At 52.6% G+C, this 21,442-nt stretch carries 18 protein-coding genes and 1 riboswitch; of the genes, 7 read left to right on the top strand and 11 right to left on the bottom strand.

Annotated elements, in window-relative coordinates; genetic code table 11:
* Positions 1–28: 28 nt before the first annotated feature.
* Positions 29–1,963, bottom strand: coding sequence for a threonine--tRNA ligase (thrS, locus tag AC3G2T_RS23240; protein ID WP_474686946.1), 1,935 nt, complete (start codon positions 1,961–1,963; stop codon positions 29–31).
* Positions 1,964–2,304: 341 nt separating this feature from the next.
* Positions 2,305–3,231 carry a sporulation protein YtxC gene (gene ytxC / locus AC3G2T_RS23245; RefSeq protein ID WP_488437069.1) on the bottom strand — a complete coding sequence of 309 codons (927 nt, stop codon included), beginning with the start codon at positions 3,229–3,231 and terminating at the stop codon, positions 2,305–2,307.
* A 200-nt stretch (positions 3,232–3,431) separates the two neighbouring features.
* Between ytxC and AC3G2T_RS23250 the strand changes: the two genes are divergently transcribed.
* The 3 genes from AC3G2T_RS23250 (at position 3,432) to AC3G2T_RS23260 (ending at position 5,691) form a co-directional block, all read left to right on the top strand.
* Positions 3,432–4,532, top strand: coding sequence for a GGDEF domain-containing protein (locus AC3G2T_RS23250; RefSeq protein ID WP_488437070.1), 1,101 nt, complete (start codon positions 3,432–3,434; stop codon positions 4,530–4,532).
* Positions 4,533–4,788: 256 nt separating this feature from the next.
* On the top strand, positions 4,789–5,016 hold the full coding sequence (locus AC3G2T_RS23255; RefSeq protein WP_474686941.1) for a hypothetical protein: 228 nt from the start codon (positions 4,789–4,791) through the stop codon (positions 5,014–5,016).
* A gap of 432 nt (positions 5,017–5,448) precedes the next feature.
* A complete protein-coding gene (locus AC3G2T_RS23260; RefSeq protein WP_488437071.1) occupies positions 5,449–5,691 on the top strand; it encodes a hypothetical protein in 243 nt (80 codons plus the stop codon).
* On the opposite strand, the gene AC3G2T_RS23265 is transcribed toward AC3G2T_RS23260, so the two are convergent.
* The 6 genes from AC3G2T_RS23265 to metA all read right to left on the bottom strand — a co-directional run bounded on the left by AC3G2T_RS23265 (position 5,688) and on the right by metA (position 11,231).
* A complete protein-coding gene (locus AC3G2T_RS23265; protein WP_474686938.1) occupies positions 5,688–5,951 on the bottom strand; it encodes a hypothetical protein in 264 nt (87 codons plus the stop codon). The genes AC3G2T_RS23260 and AC3G2T_RS23265 overlap by 4 nt on opposite strands.
* Before the next feature lie 12 nt (positions 5,952–5,963).
* Entirely contained in the window at positions 5,964–6,428 is a 465-nt protein-coding gene (locus AC3G2T_RS23270) for a GNAT family N-acetyltransferase (protein WP_488437072.1), read from the bottom strand.
* Between the two features lie 222 nt (positions 6,429–6,650).
* Positions 6,651–7,787: a cyclic dehypoxanthinyl futalosine synthase gene (gene mqnC / locus AC3G2T_RS23275; protein WP_488437073.1), complete on the bottom strand. Its 1,137-nt coding sequence runs from the start codon at positions 7,785–7,787 to the stop codon at positions 6,651–6,653.
* Between the two features lie 167 nt (positions 7,788–7,954).
* Positions 7,955–9,127: a trans-sulfuration enzyme family protein gene (locus tag AC3G2T_RS23280; protein WP_488437074.1), complete on the bottom strand. Its 1,173-nt coding sequence runs from the start codon at positions 9,125–9,127 to the stop codon at positions 7,955–7,957.
* Positions 9,124–10,293 carry an aminotransferase class I/II-fold pyridoxal phosphate-dependent enzyme gene (locus AC3G2T_RS23285; protein ID WP_488437075.1) on the bottom strand — a complete coding sequence of 390 codons (1,170 nt, stop codon included), beginning with the start codon at positions 10,291–10,293 and terminating at the stop codon, positions 9,124–9,126. The genes AC3G2T_RS23280 and AC3G2T_RS23285 overlap by 4 nt, the downstream gene beginning before the upstream one ends.
* A complete protein-coding gene (gene metA / locus AC3G2T_RS23290; protein ID WP_488437076.1) occupies positions 10,293–11,231 on the bottom strand; it encodes a homoserine O-acetyltransferase MetA in 939 nt (312 codons plus the stop codon). The genes AC3G2T_RS23285 and metA overlap by 1 nt, the downstream gene beginning before the upstream one ends.
* Positions 11,232–11,325: 94 nt before the next feature.
* Positions 11,326–11,452: riboswitch (SAM riboswitch) on the bottom strand.
* A gap of 393 nt (positions 11,453–11,845) precedes the next feature.
* Here metA and corA point away from each other — a divergent pair.
* Positions 11,846–12,781 (top strand): magnesium/cobalt transporter CorA, encoded by a 936-nt coding sequence (gene corA / locus AC3G2T_RS23295; protein WP_474686928.1) that lies wholly within the window; start codon positions 11,846–11,848, stop codon positions 12,779–12,781.
* An 88-nt stretch (positions 12,782–12,869) separates the two neighbouring features.
* Here corA and tyrS read toward each other — a convergent pair whose 3' ends face one another.
* Together tyrS and AC3G2T_RS23305 are read right to left on the bottom strand one after the other, a co-directional pair.
* Complete coding sequence (tyrS, locus tag AC3G2T_RS23300; protein WP_474686927.1) at positions 12,870–14,129, bottom strand: tyrosine--tRNA ligase; 1,260 nt, start codon at positions 14,127–14,129, stop codon at positions 12,870–12,872.
* Positions 14,130–14,491: 362 nt separating this feature from the next.
* Positions 14,492–15,520 (bottom strand): HRDC domain-containing protein, encoded by a 1,029-nt coding sequence (locus tag AC3G2T_RS23305; protein WP_474686925.1) that lies wholly within the window; start codon positions 15,518–15,520, stop codon positions 14,492–14,494.
* A 204-nt stretch (positions 15,521–15,724) separates the two neighbouring features.
* On the opposite strand from AC3G2T_RS23305, the gene AC3G2T_RS23310 reads away from it, so the two are divergent.
* On the top strand, positions 15,725–16,018 hold the full coding sequence (locus AC3G2T_RS23310) for a DUF3055 domain-containing protein (protein WP_474686924.1): 294 nt from the start codon (positions 15,725–15,727) through the stop codon (positions 16,016–16,018).
* Between the two features lie 216 nt (positions 16,019–16,234).
* On the top strand, positions 16,235–16,537 hold the full coding sequence (locus AC3G2T_RS23315) for a hypothetical protein (protein WP_474686922.1): 303 nt from the start codon (positions 16,235–16,237) through the stop codon (positions 16,535–16,537).
* A 1,058-nt stretch (positions 16,538–17,595) separates the two neighbouring features.
* Here the strand turns inward: AC3G2T_RS23315 and AC3G2T_RS23320 are convergent.
* Positions 17,596–19,713, bottom strand: a complete 2,118-nt coding sequence (locus AC3G2T_RS23320; protein ID WP_474686920.1) for a glycoside hydrolase family 52 protein — start codon at positions 19,711–19,713, stop codon at positions 17,596–17,598.
* Positions 19,714–20,033: 320 nt separating this feature from the next.
* Here AC3G2T_RS23320 and AC3G2T_RS23325 point away from each other — a divergent pair, with 320 nt between their 5' ends.
* Positions 20,034–20,930: an AraC family transcriptional regulator gene (locus AC3G2T_RS23325; protein ID WP_474686954.1), complete on the top strand. Its 897-nt coding sequence runs from the start codon at positions 20,034–20,036 to the stop codon at positions 20,928–20,930.
* Positions 20,931–21,442: the final 512 nt, after the last annotated feature.

A 21,442-nucleotide genomic window follows, 5' to 3' on the forward strand; every position in this document is an offset into this window, starting at 1 on the left:
CTGGGGCTCCCCTGCCAAAAACCGTTTTTTATTTTTTGCTGCGAATCTCTTCGCTGATCATTTCAATAACCTGCGCGACCGGATGCGTGCCCAGATCGCCTTGCCCCCGCTTGCGGACGGACAAGCTTTCGCCGGTCACTTCATTTTCGCCCACAACGAGCATGTAAGGGATTTTTTCCAATTGGGCTTCCCTGATTTTATATCCGAGCTTCTCGTTGCGGTTATCGGCTTCGACGCGGATGCCGGCGCGCAGCAGGCGCTCAGTGACTTGATTGGAATAAGCCTCGTAGTTCGGCGAAACCGGAATCACTTTCGCTTGTACCGGCATGAGCCATGTCGGCAGCGCTCCGGCGAAATTTTCCAGCAAAAATGCGGTCATCCGCTCCATGGTGCTGATAATGCCTCGATGAATAACGACAGGTCGGTGCTTTTGGCCATCCTCGCCGATATACTCCAGCTGGAAGCGCTCAGGCAGCAGGAAATCCAGCTGCGCCGTGGAAAGCGTCTCTTCTTTCTTGAGCGCCGTCTTGATCTGAACGTCGAGCTTCGGACCGTAGAAGGCCGCTTCGCCTTCGGCTTCGAAGAACGGCAGGCCAAGCTCCTCTACCACCTCGCGCAGCATCCGCTGCGAAGTTTCCCACATTTCATCATCCGGAAAATATTTCTCCGTATCCTTCGGATCGCGGTAAGACAGGCGGAAGCGGTAATCGGTGATGCCGAAATCCTCGTACACTTCGCGGATCAGGTTGACGACTCTCGCGAATTCCTCTTTGATTTGATCCGGACGGCAGAAAATGTGCGCATCGTTCAAAGTCATCGCGCGGACGCGGTGCAGCCCTGTCAAAGCGCCGGACATTTCGTAGCGGTGCATCGTTCCAAGTTCGGCGATCCTTACAGGCAGGTCGCGGTAGCTGCGCATGTCGCTTTTGTACACCATCATATGATGCGGGCAGTTCATCGGACGAAGCACGAGCTCCTCGTTGTCCATAATCATTTTTGGGAACATATCTTCATGGTAGTGCTCCCAATGGCCGGAAGTTTTGTACAGCTCTACATTGGCAAGCACCGGTGTGTAGACGTGGCTGTAGCCCAGACGTTCTTCCAAATCGACAATGTATCTCTCCATCGTCCGGCGAAGCTTCGCGCCATTCGGCAGCCAAAGCGGCAGCCCTTGGCCAACCTCGCGGGAGAAAGCGAACATTTTCAGCTCTTTGCCGAGCTTGCGGTGATCCCGTTTCTTCGCTTCTTCCAGCAGGTGAAGGTGCTCGTCGAGCTGCGCTTTTTTCGGGAACGCCGTTCCGTAAATGCGCTGCAGCATTTTGTTCTTGGCGTCTCCGCGCCAGTAGGCTCCCGCGACGCTGAGCAGCTTGAACGCTTTGATTCTTCCGGTAGAAGGCAGATGCGGTCCGCGGCAAAGATCGAAAAATTCGCCTTGATCATAAATCGTAATGACGGCTTCCTCAGGAAGATCGCGAATCAATTCCAGCTTCAGCGGATCTTCCGGCTCCGAGAAAATGCGAACCGCTTCTTCGCGGCTTACGACTCTGCGGGTAATCGGCAGATTCTCCTGCACGATGCGCTCCATTTCCTTTTCGATCTTGACGAGATCTTCCGGGTTCAGCGGCGATTCCAGATCGATGTCGTAATAAAAACCGTCCTCGATAACAGGCCCGATGCCCAGTTTGACCGCTTTTTGCCCATAAATGCGTTTAATCGCCTGAGCCATCAGATGGGCCGTGCTGTGACGGTATATTTCCAGTCCGTCTTCGCTGTCGAGCGTCAAAATTTCCACATCCGCATCATGCTCCAAAGCAAACGAAAGGTCAACCGGCTTGCCGTTCACTTTGCCTCCAATCGCGTTTTTCTTGAGTCCGGTCGAAATCGACTCCGCCACCTGTTCAATTGTTGTGCCGACTGCATACTCTCTGATCGCCCCATCAGGCAATTTCACTTGTACAACCATGTCCTGCATCCTCCTGTAACATCGTTATGAACGCAAAAAAGCACTCATCCCAAAAGGGACGAGTGCGTTCAGCTCGTGGTTCCACCCTAGTTCGATTCGCCGGCATCCGATGGATGTATAGCGAACCCTCATCAGCATCCGGTAACGGGGATGACGCGGTGCGGTTTACTGTTAGCCTGTTAAAAAGCCAAGTTCCACAGCACGGCTTCAAAGGGGTAAACTTGCAGATTCACTGAAGGAGCTTGCAGCCGGGTCTCCTCTCTCTGAACAGCTCATGCAACAAATTCGTATCTTTGATCTTAACGCCTTCGCATCTATTATAGTTGGCTCAGCGGCCGAGGTCAAGGGTAAAGCTGATCCTGTTGGCGGTCGCCCAGACGGGAATGACACAGACGGCAGTATGAGCACACGCTCGTTCTGTCTTCAAATATTTGCATGATCGTCTTAATAATCGGAACTTCCGGTTCCCGGGTGTGGATGTAAATGGTGGCGGGAGACACGGAAATCAGGGTGCTGACAATCATATCTTCGAAATTAATGTCTTTTTCCAGCACTTCAAGCTTGAAAGTCGCATCCACTTCATTCGTATCGATTGGCTCAAACCGCTCGTTCAATATAGCAAATTCGTGCCCGCCTTTATGAATCAGATGAGCCGCGGGTATTTTGGCTTCCTGAATATATACGAAATACTGGAGCAGAGAAATAAACTCCTGGTACTGTCGGTCCATCATAAATTCATCGACTGCATACTCGATAATTTCCCGCAATTCGCCCAAATACTCCTGCAGCCGGAACCGAAGAAAGCCTTCCAATACAAACTCGTGCCGCTCTTTCAAATACTGAATAAGCAGCTGCACCAATATTTGCTTGCGACGGGCAGTCCCCACTCCAAGGGTGGAACGCGCAGACTCGGCAAAATCGCTCTTGCCGTCCAATAACTGGTTGCAGTATCCCGCAACGAGATCCATATCTTCCTTGGCTTCGAATTTAAACTCCTTGCTCATCAATTCGCGGAGAATGGACGGTTCTTTGACCGTAATAATATGATCCGCCAGCACGCCGGCAAGCCCTTCCGTCAGCTTGCTTTGCAAGGACGCCGGATCCTCTTTTTTCAAATCCGCTTCCCCATAAATGTATGCATATTTTCCATGCAGCGTATATTTTACTTGAAGCATATGTAAAAGCCTCAGCTCGTTCTCGATCTGTGAACTTAGCTTACTGACATAAGATTCATCCGCATTCATAACAGCAATTGCAAACAGCTCCATGACCCCACTCTCCTTTCCATCTGTACATCCTGATAAAAGTATATGGTCGATCAGAATTAGATATACAACGAACAATTTGCCAGCTGATGTTAGCAAGTATTGTCGAATTTTCAAGGAAAGTTATTCCAATTGGCGAGTTATTCGTGGTATGATACAGATGCTTAGTTCCTAAGTAGGATATTCAGTGGAGTGAAATGCCGATGGAAGCGAACGCGTATAGCCAAGACAGGAAAAAATGGAACCGCAAACTGATCAACATTTACTGGGGAGTTATCATAGCGCTCATTCCTGTAGAATTCCTCCACCTCCTCTATGGGCAAGCCAGTGACCACGATGTGCTCAAACATATCGCCATTCCGACGCTGGTCATGATTCTCGTCATGCTTATATTGGAAATCGCCCACAAATTCGCCGATCAGCTTTTGGATTATTGTGTTATCAGCGGCGGCGCGATAATTGTTTTTATCGTCATTTATGTAAATCCTGACGTGAAAAGCGTGATACTCAGCCTGCTGCTGCCGATTCTCATAGCGATTTTTTATTTCCAGCGATCACGAATTATATTTTCCATCGCACTGACGGGCATTTCGATTTTCATCCTTTATCTGAATCGATTGAGCCATTTTGCGGGCTACATGCCCCAGGACCTCGTCTCCATGATCCCGATTGTCGGATTTGCCTCCTTCATTGCCCTCGGCATTATGAGGCACGGCGTCGAGCTGCTGGACAACCTGAGAAAAACTACAGAGTCGAAGCAAGAGCTCATGATCAAAAATATATTGATGGACAAGCTCTCAAAAACGGATGCCTTGACCGATCTATACAATCACATTTCGTTTCATGAATATTTGGAAAAGCTTATCGAGCAAAGTGAATGCGGGTATTTATTCATCCATGTGGCCGTGCTCGACATTGATAATTTCAAAAAAATCAACGACACCTACGGGCATAGAGCCGGTGACGCCGTACTGAAAAAAGTAGGCGCCGTATTGAAAGAGCGGGTGGGACTCAACGATTTTGCAGCCAGGTATGGCGGCGAAGAATTTGCGATTATTTTCACGGAAAAAAGCATTTCAGAGGTATTCGAGATCCTTGAGCATATCCGCTGGCACGTTTCGCAAACGAAGTACGAGGAATGCAACGGCCACGCGGTAACGATCAGCATAGGTCTCAGCCAGTATCTAAAAGGAAGCAGCAAAGAACAGCTTTTCACCGGCGCAGACCAGGCTTTGTACAAAGCCAAAAAAACCGGCAAAAACAAAACCGTCATCTATACCCCTGCGTTTGAGGAGGCTAATTGACTTGACAGCGGCGCAACCCGTGCCTCCCTTACTCGGGTTGCGCGGCGTGAAGTAGGCCATGCCTCTCCTTCACAGGTTGCGGCGTTGAATGGAACTCGTCTCTCCTACACGGGTTGCAGTACTGAATGGAACTCGTCTCTCCTACACGGGTTGTGGCGCTGAATGGAACTCGTCTCTCCTATACAGGTTGCAGTACTGAACGGGACCCGTATCTCCTATACAGGTTGCAGTGCTGAAGTGATGGGGGCAAGGCGGCTTGGAAGGGAAAATACCTGCAAAAGTGCAGGTTTTTTTCGTAAACGTGGTCCATTTTGGCGAAAAGCCTGCAATTGTGCAGGTATTTTCGATGAAAATGAACCAGAGCCCCTATTCGCGGCAAAAAGCCTGCACAATTGCAGGAATTTTTCGTGGCCAGCGTATCCATCGAGCAAAAAACTGTACTTTTGCAGGTTTTTTCGCGCAACTAGGCAGAGTTTGTGACTAGCTCTGGCTTGTGGGCGGCCTCCACCTTGCTCATAAAAACTCAAACCCGCCATGCGTTTGCCGCAAGGCGGGTTTTGATTCCGGCTAATTTCCAAAGAGATTAGGTCGAATCTTTTTAAATACATCAGGAGGAGCTAGACTCTTATTTGATGCATATGCAGCTTTGCTCCAGTTTTCTTCATGATCTTTATGCCACACATAAGTTCCCACATCGCCGCTATACACCCATACGTTATCATATTGATCCCACGCAAAAAGAGCCGTATCCCGCCTTCTAAATTTCTCCAACGACGTAAAAACTAAAGTGTCGCCTACTCTATTAAAAATGTACGATCATTCGGTAGATTAGATCCATTCTTCTAACATAAATCCACACACAATTCTATCTCCAATCATATACTAATCTATCAACTGGTAAGGAGGTGGACAAACAATGTCCGTAATTGCAATGAGAAATAAATGCAAAAAATATGTGAACCGAACCGTTCAAATCACAACCATTCATGGAACGTACAGAGGCAAAATTGCGAAAGTCGACGGCTCCAGAGTATATCTCAAAGTTGTACCGAACCGTAAAGATGGAAAAGCACACATCTCCTTTTTTCCGTTTATTTTGCCTTTGGTTTTGTTTGACTTGCTTGCTATTGTTTTGTTGGACACCTGCAGGATTTTCTAATCTTTCGCCCCATTTACTGGGGTTTTGTTTTTATTGTTGGAGCTTCTCCAATGCATCAATACTTTAATCGACATTATCATGGTAAACACAGTAATACTTAGAAAAATAAAAATTCCAAGAAAGAAAATTGCATAGCCACCGAGGTCATTAGGGGCCTCTCCTTCACAAGCGCAGGCGAAAGACGGTACGGAGTACGCTAAAATCAAGGAGCATCCAAACACGATAGCGAATGCAGCCCAAGCTGTTCTTTTTAGCTTCATTTGTCATCTCCCTTAACGGTTGTCTATCGTTTTCTCATAAAAAATAAGTTCTAAACCATTAAACATAGCCCTGCTTGTTTCTTTGAATCCAAATTTTTCATAGAGTTTTAGAGCAGGCGATTGTTTGGCCGTCGTGTCCAAATGCAGTTTTTTATATCCCAGCCTGACGGCACTAGCTTCAAGACTTTCGTAAATCAACCGCCCGCAACCCTTCCCTTGAAAATCCGGACGTACCCTCATTCTTTTTATTTCAGCAGAGGTATCCGACGTTTTTCTGAACGCTCCCATTGCAACGACCCTTTCGTCAACAACCCCGACTAAAAACTCACCGCGATTTTGAAGATAAACGCTTTCTATATCATGTAAATCATCATCCCAATTTCCATTTCCCAGATTTGTACCTGTCTGATTTAAACCTAGATTGTGAAGTTCCCACACAGCATCATGATCCGATGAATTGTATGTTCTGATATACATTGCGCACCCCCGAATTATTGCTCATCACGGTTTGTAATTCATTGTACCATTCATTTATCGCTGTTGTAACTCATTCCCCCTATTGGAGCAAGGCCCTGGATGGTCTGTTTAAGGCCAAAATTGCCCTCTTGCTGCTCCTGCACGACAAAAAAACGCTTATCCAAATATTTATCCTTCCAGCGGATTCATATTAGATAAGCGCTATAATTATGCTGCTATTGCCTAGTTCTGCATTACAAAATCCCGATCCACCTTCGCGCTCTCGTCGTTGAATACGCGCAGAGTCTCGTATTTTGTGTTGCGCTGTGCGGGGATTTTGCCCGCTTCGCGGATGATTTGCAGCGTCGAGCCGATGTTGACTTTGTGCGTGGTGCCCGCGGCAGATACGACGTTTTCTTCGATCATTGTGCTGCCGAAGTCGTTGCAGCCGTAGCTGAGCGTCAGTTTGCCGATTTCCGGTCCCATCGTAACCCAGGAGGACTGGAAATTCGGGATGTTATCGAGCATGATCCGGCTGATCGCGAGCGTCTTGAGGTACTCCTCGGGCGACGCTTTTTCGACCTTCATGTTCGTATTGTCGGGCTGGAACGTCCACGGAATAAACGCCAGGAAGCCCGGCGTATTCAGTTTTTGCAGCAGCACATCGTCCTGCGCGTCCCGGATGCGGAGCAAGTGCAGCGCGCGCTCCTCCATCGACTCTCCGAAACCGATCACCATCGTGCCGGTCGTGTGCATGCCGAGCTTATGCGCCGTTTGCATCACGTTCATCCAATCGCGCCAGGAGCCTTTCAATTTGCTGATTTTGCGTCTTGTCCGGTCATCCAAAATTTCCGCGCCTCCGCCCGGAAGCGAGTCCAATCCGGCTTCATGCAGCTGGCGTACGACTTCTTCGAGGGACAGTCCGTCCGACACGTCCTGCATTTTCATAATTTCCGCCGGAGAAAAAGAGTGCATCGTAATGTTAAAACGCTTCTTGATTTCCCGCAGCAAATTCGTGTAATAGCTGAACGGAAGGTTCGGGTTCGTCCCTCCCTGCATGAGGATTTCCGTTCCTTCTACATCAAGGGTCTCCTGAATTTTTTGGAAAATCGTCTCATCCGGCAGTACATAGCCTTCCTCCGAGCCTGGAGGCCGGTAAAAAGCGCAAAATCTGCAATAAACGTCGCAGATGTTCGTATAGTTGATGTTGCGTCCGATGACGAAAGTCGTAATCGGCTCCGGGTGCCATTTTTGCATAATTTGATTGGCGGTATGGCCCATTTTTTCTATTTGGTCGGATTCGAACAGCGTGATGCATTCCTCTACATCAATCCGTCCGCCAGCCGAAGCTTTATGTAAGATGCGATCAATCGGTTTCACGTCTACTCACTCCTCTTTTCTAAGCACTTGTATACGCTTATCGTAACATATTTTCCGCCGAACAGTCACGGCTAATTGTGCCAATACCTAAAACTTACAGACGGGAATCCGTCCAAAAAAACCAAACAGCAACGCGCCGTGTACACTTCGCGTTGCTGCATATGCATCTAGCCCCGGAGCGCCTGCTCCAGATCCTCAATTATGTCCTCGATATCTTCAAGCCCTACGGAGTAGCGGATGAGACCGTCGGTGATGCCGCGCTGCAGCCGCACTTCTTTGGGCATGGCAGCGTGGGACATCATAGCCGGATAAGAGAGGATGCTTTCTACGGCGCCCAAGCTCACCGCAACGAGCGGAATCCGAACTTTGCTAAGCAATTTTTTCGCTTTTTCACCGGAGCCTACGTCAAAAGAAACGACAGCGCCATAGCCGGAGGACTGCTTCTCATGAATGTCTCTCCGCGGATGGTTCGGCAGCCCGGGGTAGTACACAAAATCGATATCCGGCTTCTCGGACAGCCATTCGGCAAGTCTGCGCGCGCTTTTCTCGGATGCTTCCATACGCGTCTGCAGCGTCTTCATTCCGCGAATAAGCAGCCAGGAATCCTGAATGCCGAGCACGTTGCCCATGCCGTTCTGGATCTGCTTCATCCGGCCCCCCAGGTTGTCATTCGCCACGACGGCCAATCCGGCCAAGACGTCGCTGTGACCGCCGAGAAATTTCGTCGCGCTGTGCAGCACGATGTCAATGCCCAGCTCTATAGGGCGCTGGTGGTATGGAGTCATGAACGTGTTGTCGAGCATAGTCAGAAGTCCGTGCTCTTTGGACCACGCGGCGACTTCGCCGATGTCGGTAATTTTGAGCGTCGGATTGGACGGCGTTTCGATGAACACGGCTTTGGTGTTCGGACGCAGCGCGGCCCGCACCTGATCCATATCGGTCATATCGACGAACGTCGATTCGACGCCCATGCGATTCATAATCGTCGTCAGCAGACGGTAAGTGCCGCCGTACACGTCCTCCGTACAGATGACGTGATCGCCGCTGGACAGCAGCATGAAAGCCGATGAAATCGCCGCCATGCCGGAAGCGAACGCAAAGCCGCGTACACCGCCTTCCAGAAGCGCGATGTAATCTTCCAAAGCTTGGCGGGTCGGGTTGCCGGAACGCGTATAGTCATACTCCGGCGAAACTTCGAGATCCGCCTGATGAAAAGTCGATGCCTGGTACAGCGGCACGCTGGACGCCCCTGTCGTTTCGTCGATTTCCGCGCCGAAATGGATCAACCGGGTCGCAAATTTGCCGTGCGGCTTGCGGTTTTCTTTATCGTGAGCGCTCATCGGGCGGCGCCTCCCTCCAGCTCCGCTTGCGCAAGGTCCAGCGCGCGCGCCAGATCGGCAATCAGGTCATCGATGTGCTCGATGCCCACGGAGAACCGCAGCAGGCGGTCGTCGACGCCTACTTGCTGGCGGATTTCCAGCGGAATATCCGCATGGGTTTGCACGGCCGGGTACGTCATCAGCGATTCGACGCCGCCAAGGCTTTCCGCGAAGGCGATCAGCCGGATGTGGCGCAAAACCGGCTCGACCAGGCGAGCGTCCTTCACTTTAAAGGAGAAGATGCCGGTGTTGCCGCTCGACTGCCTGTTTTGGATCGCGTAGCCCGGATGGGACTCAAACGCCGGGTAGAACACTTCATCGACGAGCGGATGTTCCTGCAGGAACTTGGCGATCGCCGTCGCATTGAACTCATGGCGCTCCATGCGCAGCGCGAGCGTCTTCATGCCTCGCATGAGCAGCCAGCTGTCCTGCGGGCCGAGCACCGCGCCGATGGAGTTGTGCAGAAAAGCCATCTGCTCGGAAAGCTCTTTGCCTTTCGTGACGATCAGTCCGGCGAGCACGTCGTTGTGACCGCCCAGGTACTTCGTCGCGCTGTGAATGACAATGTCCGCGCCAAGCTCGATCGGCCGCTGCAGAAATGGCGTCAAAAGCGTGTTGTCGACGATAGACACGATGCCCTTTTTACGGGCCCAGGTACATACAAGCTCAATATCGGTAATCATCATCAGCGGATTGGTAGGCGTCTCGATCACAATGCCTTTCGTATTCGGCCGGCAAGCGGCTTCCAAACCGTCCAAATCATTCGTATCCACGTAGCTGGCCGTCACGCCGAAGCGGCTCATGATCTTTTCCAGCAAGCGGTACGTTCCGCCGTACAGATCCAGCGATACGATCAGATGATCACCCTGGCTGAAGTAGGCGAAGATCGTTTGCAGCGCAGCCATGCCCGATGAGCAGGCAAAGCCTGCGTCACCGGATTCCAGTTCGGCGATCGCGTCTTCGAGCACTTTGCGGGTCGGGCTTTTGGTACGCGCGTAGTCAAAACCAGTGCTTTGTCCGAGCTTCGGATGGCGGAACGCGGTAGCTTGATAGACCGGGAAGCTGACCGCTCCGGTTGCGGGCTCGTTTTGTGAACCGATTTGAGCAAGACGACTTTCGATTTTCATTAAACCTGTACCTGCCTTTCTGATTTTACGACATTCAAGTCATATGGCGTTTGCTGGTAAACGTAATAGTTCAGCCAATTGGAGAAAAGCAGGTTCGCATGCGCTCTCCACGTATTGTAAGGCTGTCTGGCCGGATCGTCGTTCGGGTAGTAATTGCGCGGAATGGCAATGTCCAAACCTTTGCTCACATCGCGGTCGTATTCCCATTTGAGCGTGCAAGCGTCATACTCCGAATGGCCGGTTACGAAAATGTGCTTCCCGTCTTTCGTCGCGGTAATGTACACGCCCGCCTCTTCGGACGAGGACAAAATTTCCAGCTCCGGACATCGCTCGACATCCTCTTTGCGAAATTCGGTATGGCGGGATTGCGGCGCGTAGAACACTTCGTCAAAGCCGCGCAGCAGCTTCGTATTCGGCACCCCGATCGTATGCGGGAATACGCCGAACAATTTGTTTTCCAGGGAGTACTTGGGAACGCCGTAATAGTAGTAAAGCCCTGCCTGCGCAGCCCAGCATATATATAGTGTCGAAGTGACGTTCTCTTTGCTCCAATCCATAATCTGCGTCAGTTCTTCCCAGTAATTGACTTCTTCGAAGTCCATCTGCTCGACCGGCGCTCCGGTAATGATCATGCCGTCGAGCTTTTCGTCCTTGATGTCGTCAAACGTTTTGTAAAATTGCTCCAGATGCTCGACGGACGTATTTTTGGAGGTGTGCGTTTTGGGGTGCAGCAGCACAAATTCCACCTGAAGGGGCGTGTTGCCGATCAAACGCAGCAGCTGCGTTTCGGTCGTTTCTTTCATTGGCATCAAATTAAGCAAGGCAATTTTCAGCGGGCGTATGTCCTGGTGGTACGCCACGGTTTCGTCCATGGTGAAAATGTTCTCTTGGTTTAAAATTTCTTTGGCCGGCAGGTTGTCGGGAATCTTGATCGGCATACTGTTCACTCCTTTTTTTAACATCTGCATGGTGAAAATAAAAATGGCCTTCTCCGCGACGAGAAAGGCCATACAAGTTCATTGTCAATGTCCTCTCTCATCTCTCAGAATTCGCGTATCCGCGTTCCGCAAGAATTAGCACCGTGCATCCCTTTGAAAACAAAGGTTTGTCGGTTGCCGGGTATCATCGGGCCAGTCCCTCCACCTACTCTTGATAAGAAAAGCAACTATTCAGTTGTCTTTAATCATACTATAATTTTCGCTTATGTCAAGGATTCTGTTTGCATGGACTTGTTAAAACCGGCAAAATTGGCAATGTCCAACACCCGACAAGCCCTTGATCCATACATTATTCTAGAAGCCGAAAGGCATATGAAAAATCGAACTTTTTGGCTTGAAACGCCCATAATGAAGGGTTATACTAGACAAGTATTCGAACAAGAACCGACAAAGGGGGGAGTACGCGTGGACGGAGACCCGAGGAGTAGAAGCTGCACGGAATATACACAATTTCATATGGCAGGAATGCAGCCGGTGCTTCGTTCAACCGTAGCCTCTTAACCATACGGAGTCTGCTTTGGCACGGCTGCTTCCATTCGAAGGGGTGGAATCAGATGAAAACACGATGGGTACAAGACGGCGTATTTACTTTGATTGAGGATGTGACCGTCGCGCTAACACCTCCGGAGAGCGGCTTTTATTGGATAGATGCAGGTGTGGAAGATCTGGAGATTTTACAACCTTTGTTTCATCTGCACGATTTGGCCGTGGAGGACTGCTTAAGCGAGGAAGAACAGCGTCCCAAGATTGAATTTTATGACTCGTACTATTTTATCGTTATTAACAGCATCCGGTTTGACGACGAAGAAATTTTTCTGCGCGCGCTTAATATTTTCCTCGGCAAACATGTCATTATTACCGTCACCAAGCAAAAGATCAACGAACTCCGCGCCTTGAAGCCGTTTCTTTGGGAAGAAGAAGTGAACGGCGCCGACCGTTTCCTCTATCATCTGGTCGATCTTGTCGTCGATAATTACGTCGCTGTCGGCGATCGTATCGAGGCCAAGATTGAAAAGCTGGAAGAAGACATTCTCATGGCAACCAAGAAGTCGCATTTGAATGAAATTATCGGACTTCGCTCGGAAATTTTGTGGCTGAAAAAGGTGCTGGTCCCTCAACGCGACGTGATCGGTACGCTGAATAAAAAAGATCTCAGGCTGATTGACCATCAGCTGCAAAAATATTTCGGCGATATTTACGAAAATGCCGTAAAAATCGTAGATACGTTCGATACGCTCCGCGATCTGATGGGCAACTTGCGAGAAGCTTACCAGTCCAGCGTAGCGAACCGGGCGAATGAAATCATGCGCGTGTTTACCGCGCTGACCACGATCTTCATGCCGCTCACGTTCATTACCGGCGTGTTCGGGATGAACTTCGAAAGCATGCCCGGGCTGCACATCCCGTACGGCGGCGAAATTATTCTCGCGTTCATGGCAGCGCTTGGCGTCGGCATGTATGTGCTGTTCCGCAAAAAAGACTGGCTGTAAGCGCTGCTGGGCTCGTTGGTCCGGCACACCGCAACAATTGAACCTCCAATCCGCCGACGCGGCGCCTGGAGGTTCTTTTTTGCGCGGATCAGCCGATTTTGATTTTCGCGAATTTTCGTTTGCCTACTTGAACGATATCGCCGTCCTGCGGCGCGATGTTCGCATGAACATCGGACACTTTGTGCTCGTTGATTTTGACGGCTCCCTGCTCGATGCTGCGTCTTGCTTCCCCGTTGGACGTTTGCAGCTTCAAGGCGACGAGAAGTTTAACAACCGAAACGGTTCCCGCTTCAAGCTCGCTCGCCGGCAAAAGCACCTCCTCGACATGCTCGGGCAGCGCCCGCTTTTGAAACACGGTGACGAAATGGCGCTCCGCCTCTTCCGCAGCTTGTTCCCCGTGGTACGTACGCACGTATTCTTTGGCCAGCCTGACCTTGGCGTCTCTGGGATGCACCGCTCCCGATTGCAAGCCCTGCCGCAGCTCATCCAGTTCCCCGTCGGAGATTGACGTCGTAAGCTCGTAGTATTTCAGCATCAGGCTGTCGGGTACAGACATCGTTTTACCGAAAATTTCGTTCGCCGGCTCATCGATTCCGATATAATTGCCGAGGCTTTTGCTCATTTTTTGCACGCCGTCCAAGCCTTCCAGAAGAGGCATCAGAATCGCCACCTGGCCGTCTTTAACCTCATACGCCCCCTGCAGCGTTCTGCCCATCAGGATATTGAACGTTTGATCCGTGCCCCCCAGCTCGATGTCGCTTTGCAAAGACACCGAATCGTACCCCTGCATCAGCGGGTAAAAAAATTCATGAATATGAATCGGCTGATTGTTCGCGTAACGCTTGGCAAAATCATCGCGTTCCAGCATGCGCGCCACGGTCACTTTGCCGGCCAGCTTCAAAACTTCCTCGAACTTCAGCTCGCCCAGCCAGGAGGAGTTGTAATAAAACTCGGTCTTTTGCGGATCGAGAATTTTGTACAGCTGCTGCTGGTACGTCAGCGCATTCCGCTTGACATCCTCGTCCGTAAGCTGCTTCCGCGTCTCCGATTTGCCGGTCGGATCGCCGATTTTTCCCGTAAAATCACCGATAATCAATTGGACTTCGTGGCCCAAATCCTGAAACTGCCGCAGCTTTTGCAGGACAACCGTATGCCCGATGTGAATATCCGGCGCAGACGGGTCGAGACCGAGCTTGACTTTAAGCGGCCGGCCGGTAACAACCGCATGCGCAATTTTACTGCGCAGCGCTTCTTCCGGAACGATTTCCGCGACACCGCGGCGGATTGCACGCAGCTGGCGGTCCACTTCCCGCTGCTGAGCCTCAGTAAGGCGATCTGTTGTATTCATACGAATTCCTCCCGTTTATAAAAATAAAAAAGACAACCTCCAACGTCCACAAAGGGACGAGAAGGTTGTCTCGCGGTACCACCCTAATTAAAGGGAAACATGCCCGCCAACACGCCGGCGCACATTTCCTCTTTCACTTCGATTCAATAACGGCATTTGACTGCCGGGTACAAGCTACTGATGCCGGTTTGGCACGTTCCCTTTACCAACTCGGGACTGTAATTCGGATTTCATGCACGCATCGGCTTGCACCAGCCACCGACTCTCTGCAGCAGTCAACATGAATCTTACTCGGGGATTCGCCCCATGTCCGTCATCGCTTTCGCTTTATGAAGATTAGAACCCATTAAAGCATATTCTATTTAGCCTGTCAAACCTAAATTTCCGGCTGTTCGGGTCGCGCTCTCCTTTTCCCTGCGGAAACGCAGACGCAGCAGGCGCAGCCATTCGTATGCGCGGTCCAGCTCCTTGCCTTTCAGCTCCTCGGCGGAGGCGATGCGTTGGAGGATGGGCTTCAGGTAACGGTGGCCTTCCGTCTCAAAAGCGTTCCACGCCTTAATCTGATCTTCCTCCGGGATCACAGTCAGTTCCGCTTCGATGAGCGGCTCCATATCGTAGCCCTCCCGGTCCAGATCTTCGATCCATAGCAGCAGGTCCCGGCGCTGCAGCGGCAATCCCTCTTGCAGATCGGCCAGTGAGCCGCCCGACGCGACGATTTCCAGCAGCCGGCGCTTGTTCGCTTCCCGGTCGAGCTCATCGCGCAGCTTTTGCTCTTTTTGCGCGGTCAGCCAGGCTTCGAACCGGCCGGGGTCTACCGCCTTCGCGACCCAGTCGAGCGGAAAGCCGGTTTCCCGCGGCAGCCCGGCGGTCAGCTTCAGCACATCGGCGCCGTACATCGCCGCCTTTTGCCCGCCGAAGCCGGGAATTTGCAGCAGCTCGTCCGCAGTCTGCGGGCGAAAAACAGAGATCATGCGCAGAACGCGGTTCGTCGCCAAAATGTAAGGCGCCTTGCCTTCGCGCGAAGCCTGCTCTCTTCTCCATACCCGCAAGCTCTCGTAGGTCTCCTCTTGCGGATTGGTCTCGCAGTAGTAGGCGAGCATCTGCGTCATCCGGGCTTTGCCGGACAGGCTCTGGCCCGATTCCCAATCCCCGCGGATCAAGGGGCGAAAGCCTTGGCGGATTTTGTCCCGCAGCCCCTGGCGAAAAGCCGTCAGCATCTCGTCCCAGCTGATCCCCTCGTACCATAGCTCCTGCACCTTTTCGCCCTGCTCGTCCCTATCGTGCCAAAGCACGCTCCATATGCCCTGGTCCTCTCTGATTGAAACTTGCGCCGATCTGACGCTATGATCCCCCGCTTCCTTCTCCAATGTGTTCAAAAATACGACGTTCATTGCACTCCTCCTGACTATCCCTATAGTTTGTAGTTCGGAAAAAACAAAAAGCACCTCTCCTGCGCCACCTGGCGTAAGAGAGGTGCTTCCTCTTTTCTGAATATCCAAATCATACCATGTTCGCCGTCCGGTTGCAAGATAAGTTTTGCTAACCTGTATTTTCAGGTATAATCAGAATACTACGCCAAGCAGATGGAGGGCATTATGTCTGAATTTGATTTTTTATACGACCACAAGGAAGAAACGACGACCCGGTTTGTTTGTTTTGTCGGCGAGACGCTGCACCGCTTCGATCTTGCGATTATGACGACGACCCGCTACTACGGTAAAAAGATGGTGATCGACCTGCAAACCGGGCGCAGCGCCGTCATCGGTCCGGACGATCTGGCCGAGGAAGGCTACCTGGAATACGCTTATAAAATCAGCGAGGAAGAGGCCGAAGAGCTGCGATCGTTTTTATCGGAAGTGATAGGCTCGATTCATTTTACGGATATTTAACAAGCGCGCTGGGAAAACTGGAAAAAGCATACACAGCGACTTAGGAGACCGGCTGGCGCACCTAGTGGAAGGCATACAGCTGGGAGCTGCGTGCGGTGGTATGCGAAAAGGCGGATTTATGCGACGTGAGCGTGAGCGGCAAGCATTTAGGCGGTCGCTATTCAAAAAACAACTCGCCCGCCGGCTCTTAGGTCCGAGACACAGGAGGCTTTTTCCATGAGCAAAGATTTCAGCGAGCAAACCGACAAGCAGCCGGACGGCTTCATTCAAGAAAGCTGCCGCGAGTCGGCCGATCTGGCGACGGTGGAGTCGCAGCGCAACGACCTTGCCGCCGAGGAATTTCCCGAGGGCCCTTATGGCACCAGCCTGCCTCTGGAATCGCTCGGCAAGAGCACGCCTTGGCGGGAGGACCAGCGCTCGCCCAGCCCGTTTTCGTACGAAAACCGCGAACTGCACGAAGGGATGCAGCGGAACTATCCGGGCGACCATGAGACGCATGATGAGGCCGCAGACGAATGATGAACAAAATCCCCCTGTCAGGGGAACCAGAGGCGGCGCCAGCCGAACTTTTCCTGCGCCTCTCCAACGCAGATTGCGTAGCTGAGGGGCGGGACGTTGGCGGCCGGCAGAGAAAAAGCCTGCAAAAGTGCAGGCTTTTTCTGCGAAAATGGTTCATTTGGGCAAAAAACCTGCGAAAGTGCAGGAATTTGCGATGAAAATGAATCTGAGCCTATGCTCTCGGCGAAAAGCCTGCACAATTGCAGGAATTTGTTTGCGTCCAGCGTAGCAACGAGCTAAAAGATGTATTTTTGCAGGTTTTCTTCGCGCCAGTCTGGCAGATGGTGCAAAAGGCTCTGGCGTATGGGTTTCTGGGCAGTCTGAGGCCTGAATTATTTTCATTTTGTGGGGTGTCCCGTTGATGACGTCTTGGGAGTTTTTGCAGGTTTTTTAGTGCCAGTCTGACAGATTGTGCGATCGGCTCTGACGTTGGTTTCTGGGCAGTCTGTAGATCTGAATTATTTTCATTTTGTGGGGTGTCCCGTCAATGACGTCTTGGGAGTTTTTGCAGGTTTTCTTCGCGCCAGTCTGGCAGATGGTGCGACAGGCTCTGGCGTATGGGTTTCTGGGCAGTCTGAGGCCTGAATTATTTTCATTTTGTGGTAATTTCTATCTATGACGTCTTGGGAGTTTTTGCAGGTTTTCTCCCCTGGCCCCCAGCCAAGCCGCCTATGACTTCCCGCTGTGCAGCGCAGCAAATGCCCCCGGGAGAGGCGCACGTTTGCTAAGGGGCAAGCCGTTTTACCAGCGTTAGCACTACCGTCTTTGTGCGGCGGTCCAATAATGTCCTTGATGTCGGCAGGGGATTGTGCTAATCCCCCTCTCATGACGACGGCCCGCCGATGTTCGGCGAACCCGATCTTGTTTCAGTTAGTCCAGCTTGCCGAAAACCGCAAAATCAATATATGATGTGCTCGACCGACCGCCGTCATACAGCGCAACACCGCATGCCGGGAGCTGCGAGCAGTAAAAAACCAGCCGAAACTCTTTCGCTAAGAGTCCGGCTGGTTTTTTTAGGTTTATGCGTACCGGTCTTCCTGCAGCCACAAAATCGCAGTTACACCGCGCGGATAATATTTGCTGCCCGTTATTTCTCCGGAAATAATTTGATCGCTCCAGCTCCATATTGACAGCTCCGGATGCGTGAGCCAGGCCGTATGGGCGGCGTCCGCGGCAGCGCCCTGTTCCTCCCATGGGAGGTCGAGAATTTGCCGGGCGACGAATTGGCACAAATAAATTTTGCTCAGCCAAGAATTGTTGCTCGTGGACGAAAGCTTCCATCCTCCGTCAGGGAACAAGCAGATGTCCGGGACCAATACCGTCTCGAGATGCTTTTTGAGCGCCTTGATGTAAAAGCCGTAGCGCCCGCTTTCGTCCAACGCCTCGCGGCAGCCGGTGAAATAAGGGAACACCAGCCCTTCGATGGCTGGTATAATTTTCGAATCGTTGCCTTCCCCGACGACTGCCGGAATGTAGCCTTTCTCGTTGACAAAACCGACCAGTGTCTGCACGCATTTGAGCGCTTGCCCGCTTGCGGTTTCGGCAAGGTCTTCGCGGCCGTTTTGCCGGAAAATACGCTCCATCGCCACATAGGACGCCCAGCATTTTCCAGCCATATAAATGTTGTTGCGCGCCTGTCCAAGCGATACGTCGAGGCTGTCGTACGTCGTAATTTCGGCCCCGCCCATCGTGCGCGTGCTGTCCAGCGCCATGATGCCGTTGCGCAGCTCGGGGTTCGGGTTATCCCGGTTCAGCATGCTTTGCAGACACTGTTCGAAGAGAGCCAGGTTTTGCTGCAGCCACTCCCTGTCCCCCGTTTGCTCGACGTACACAGCCCCGCACAAGATCCAGTTTACAAGCTGCTCATGCGTCATGTGCGAAAAGCAGCCGGTCAAGCCATACAATTCGTACGAGGAATAGCCGGGTCTGGAAAGCGTGTTGGCCACGCCCATATCGTGGGTAAAGCTGATGCCGCCGGGATATTCCGCCGATTCGCCGGGAAAACGGACACGGTCTTCGTAGCTGTAGCGTTTGGAGAACATGTCGAGCTCGTTTTTGACTGTCCACGGATTGAGTTGCAACTCGTAGAACAGTTGATCGACGGTCAGATCGAACGTGTTCATCATGCGATATTCGCCTTCGTTGACGATCCAAAACGGCTCGTCGTCCATGTCGAGCAGCTGCGTGCTGCCGTAGTAGCTGCGGATCGCGTGCGCGAGCATAAATTTTTGATCGGCCGATAACCGGGAGGCTTCGATGCGCTCATCGGCCTTCGCCGCCAGCGCGCCGAGCTCGTCGAAATGATCCAAAGCGTAACCGGCGACCGCTTCGATGTTTTTGAACAGACGTGCATATGTGTAGGAAGCGTCATATCCTGCGGTAACGATGCCCGAGCGGTGAAAGCAAAGCGCGAAGCGGTACGTCCGCTTTTCGCCGGCAGGCGTATCCATGAACAGCGCCCCGACGGTACCTAAACCGAAGGTCAGATTTTCGGCGGGATGAACGGTCAAAATATCCTCAATGCTGAAATGAAGTCCCGAGCGCACACCCGCATCCCGTGACACGATCGCCGTATTGCGGCCCTGGCCGACGCCGGCAATGCCATCGCAAGTATCGTCAAGCCTGCGCATGGAGCTGTACGGATCAGTGCCCTGGTAACCGAAAAAAGCTCTTCTCGGCGCCGCTCCCCGCGTATTATCGACAGTAATCTCGGCCAGAATGGCCGGCACCAGCGCCAGGCGTAGCGCTTCATCCGCCGCCACGCTTGGATCCGGGACGGATTTCACGGGCGAAATGAGCCGGAACTCCAAGTCTCCCGCCCGCCACGAATCTGTGCTGACGCGGAATTGTCTGGAGACAGATTGCCTCGGAAAAGGAAAAACCACTTTCGGCTTGTTCGGATTCGGGTCCGGATTCTCGATATCATAACGCGCGCTCTCGTCCCCGACGGCTTCGAAAAAAGGAAAAGCCTCATAGGTACCGCCTTGAACGGACTCAAGGCCGATATAAATATTTTGGCCCGGAGGCCGCCCTTGCTCCAGATCAAAGCCCCCGCTTTTGCCCGGAAAACCTAGCGTAAAGCTGGCGAACGCCCCGACCGGAGAATGATGTGTATTGAAAAATGAATTGGCTGGCATAACAGATGCTCCTTTCTGCTTATGCTTTTATCATACGTCCACCTTTCCGGCTAGCCCATGGGCAAACCTGCACTCGATTTGTGCAAAAAACGCCTCACCCGGGGCGTCCGTATCGGGGGCCAGCCTTGCGGCGCCACAAACTCGCACCGGGTGAGACACACTCTGCGTGCGCAGCTCCCTGCGCGCGGTGTTGCGCTGCATGCCGGCGGTCGGTCGACGCCCCGGGAGGGCGCACGTTGCCCCGGGTGAGGCGTCCGCTTCGACGCTCATGCTATAATAAGGAAATAATATCCGCGTAAAAGGAGCGAGCATCATTGCGCATGGAACATCTCCCCGCCGGGCTTGAACATAGCGTAAGCGGCACTACGCTGCCTGATTTGCACATGTCGTTTCGCCTGTTTGCCGCCCACCGCCGCAAAGTGAGCGCACAGTGGTCTTTCCCGGAGCATAAGCATGCCCTTTACGAAATTAATATCGTGTTGGAAGGTTCTCAGCATATGCGCGTGGAGGGTAAGGACTATAGGCAGGCCAAGGGGGATTTGCTTTGGATTTTACCGAACCGGAAACATGCCAGCCTGGGTGCTGCGGACGGAAATACGATGGAGTACGTATGCCTTCATTTTGAAGTGGACGATCCCTGGTTCCGGGCCCAGCTGAACCAGTTGAACGAAGGGCTGTACCCGGCGGGTTCTGCGCTGGAAATTGCGCTGCGCCCCATCCTGAACGATGTGACGGACGCGGCCAAAGAAGAAGACGCCTCTGCCGCCAACCTGAAGCTGCTGACGCTGCATGCTTCTTTTCGCTTGTTCGGCGCGCTGAGCGAGCTGCTGCTGCAAACGGAGCAGAGGGCGGCGGGCAAAGCGGGAACGACGGAGCTCGCCGAACAGCTGGCGGTCAGCATCGAGCAAGCCTGGGCGCAAAACGGCGGCGCGGATGCGGGCGATGTCGTGGCCCTGCGGATCGAGCAAATCGCCGAGCAGCTCGGCTACAGCCCGACGTACTGCAACCGCGTTTTCCATAGAGCATACGGCATTTCCCCGCGCCAATATTTGAGCATGATCAAGCTGCGCAACGCCAAGCTTCTTCTCATGGACCCGGCGCTTTCCATCGAACAAATCGCCGAGCAGCTCGGCTACAAAGATTTGTCCCAATTCAGCAAGCAATTCAAAAGATGGACAGGCATGTCACCAAGCGCATACAGGCATCTGTCCTATTGAATGGCGGAGAGGCGGCCTTTGGCGGTGATGCAACGGCCTTTGGTGGCGCTGCATCGGCCTCGCCCGCACTGCATCGGCCCTCGCCGGCACTGCATTGGCCCCCGCCGGCACTGCATCGGCCCCAGCCGGCACTGCATTGGCCTCGCCGGCACTGCATCGGCCCCAGCCGGCACTGCATTGGCCTCGCCGGCACTGCATCGGCCCCAGCCGGCACTGCATCGGCCTCGCCGGCACTGCATCGGCCCCAGCCGGCACTGCATTGGCCTCGCCGGCACTGCATCGGCCCCAGCCGGCACTGCATTGGCCTCGCCGGCACTGCATCGGCCCCAGCCGGCACTGCATCGGCTTTCGCTTCTACAAGCCAAGGGAGACGCCGCCCCTGATTGTACCGACGCCATAAGACTGTCGGATAAGCGAACGCTAGAGGCAGCGCATCTGCTTGGCAATGCGTAGAAAGCCTGCAATAGTCAGGCTGCCCGAGCAGGTCGCAACACTCTGCGAGGGCTAGAGGA

It is taken from the genome of Paenibacillus sp. sgz302191 (assembly GCF_057749925.1).

Excerpts from the sequence above, each read along its gene's own strand:
- thrS (WP_474686946.1), bottom strand. The coding sequence starts at position 1,963 with ATGGTTGTACAAGTGAAATTGCCTGATGGGGCGATCAGAGAGTATGCA.
- ytxC (WP_488437069.1), bottom strand. The coding sequence starts at position 3,231 with ATGGAGCTGTTTGCAATTGCTGTTATGAATGCGGATGAATCTTATGTC.
- AC3G2T_RS23250 (WP_488437070.1), top strand. The coding sequence starts at position 3,432 with ATGGAAGCGAACGCGTATAGCCAAGACAGGAAAAAATGGAACCGCAAA.
- AC3G2T_RS23260 (WP_488437071.1), top strand. The coding sequence starts at position 5,449 with ATGTCCGTAATTGCAATGAGAAATAAATGCAAAAAATATGTGAACCGA.
- AC3G2T_RS23265 (WP_474686938.1), bottom strand. The coding sequence starts at position 5,951 with ATGAAGCTAAAAAGAACAGCTTGGGCTGCATTCGCTATCGTGTTTGGA.
- AC3G2T_RS23270 (WP_488437072.1), bottom strand. The coding sequence starts at position 6,428 with ATGTATATCAGAACATACAATTCATCGGATCATGATGCTGTGTGGGAA.
- AC3G2T_RS23280 (WP_488437074.1), bottom strand. The coding sequence starts at position 9,127 with ATGAGCGCTCACGATAAAGAAAACCGCAAGCCGCACGGCAAATTTGCG.
- AC3G2T_RS23285 (WP_488437075.1), bottom strand. The coding sequence starts at position 10,293 with ATGAAAATCGAAAGTCGTCTTGCTCAAATCGGTTCACAAAACGAGCCC.
- metA (WP_488437076.1), bottom strand. The coding sequence starts at position 11,231 with ATGCCGATCAAGATTCCCGACAACCTGCCGGCCAAAGAAATTTTAAAC.
- corA (WP_474686928.1), top strand. The coding sequence starts at position 11,846 with ATGAAAACACGATGGGTACAAGACGGCGTATTTACTTTGATTGAGGAT.
- tyrS (WP_474686927.1), bottom strand. The coding sequence starts at position 14,129 with ATGAATACAACAGATCGCCTTACTGAGGCTCAGCAGCGGGAAGTGGAC.
- AC3G2T_RS23305 (WP_474686925.1), bottom strand. The coding sequence starts at position 15,520 with ATGAACGTCGTATTTTTGAACACATTGGAGAAGGAAGCGGGGGATCAT.
- AC3G2T_RS23310 (WP_474686924.1), top strand. The coding sequence starts at position 15,725 with ATGTCTGAATTTGATTTTTTATACGACCACAAGGAAGAAACGACGACC.
- AC3G2T_RS23315 (WP_474686922.1), top strand. The coding sequence starts at position 16,235 with ATGAGCAAAGATTTCAGCGAGCAAACCGACAAGCAGCCGGACGGCTTC.
- AC3G2T_RS23320 (WP_474686920.1), bottom strand. The coding sequence starts at position 19,713 with ATGCCAGCCAATTCATTTTTCAATACACATCATTCTCCGGTCGGGGCG.
- AC3G2T_RS23325 (WP_474686954.1), top strand. The coding sequence starts at position 20,034 with ATGGAACATCTCCCCGCCGGGCTTGAACATAGCGTAAGCGGCACTACG.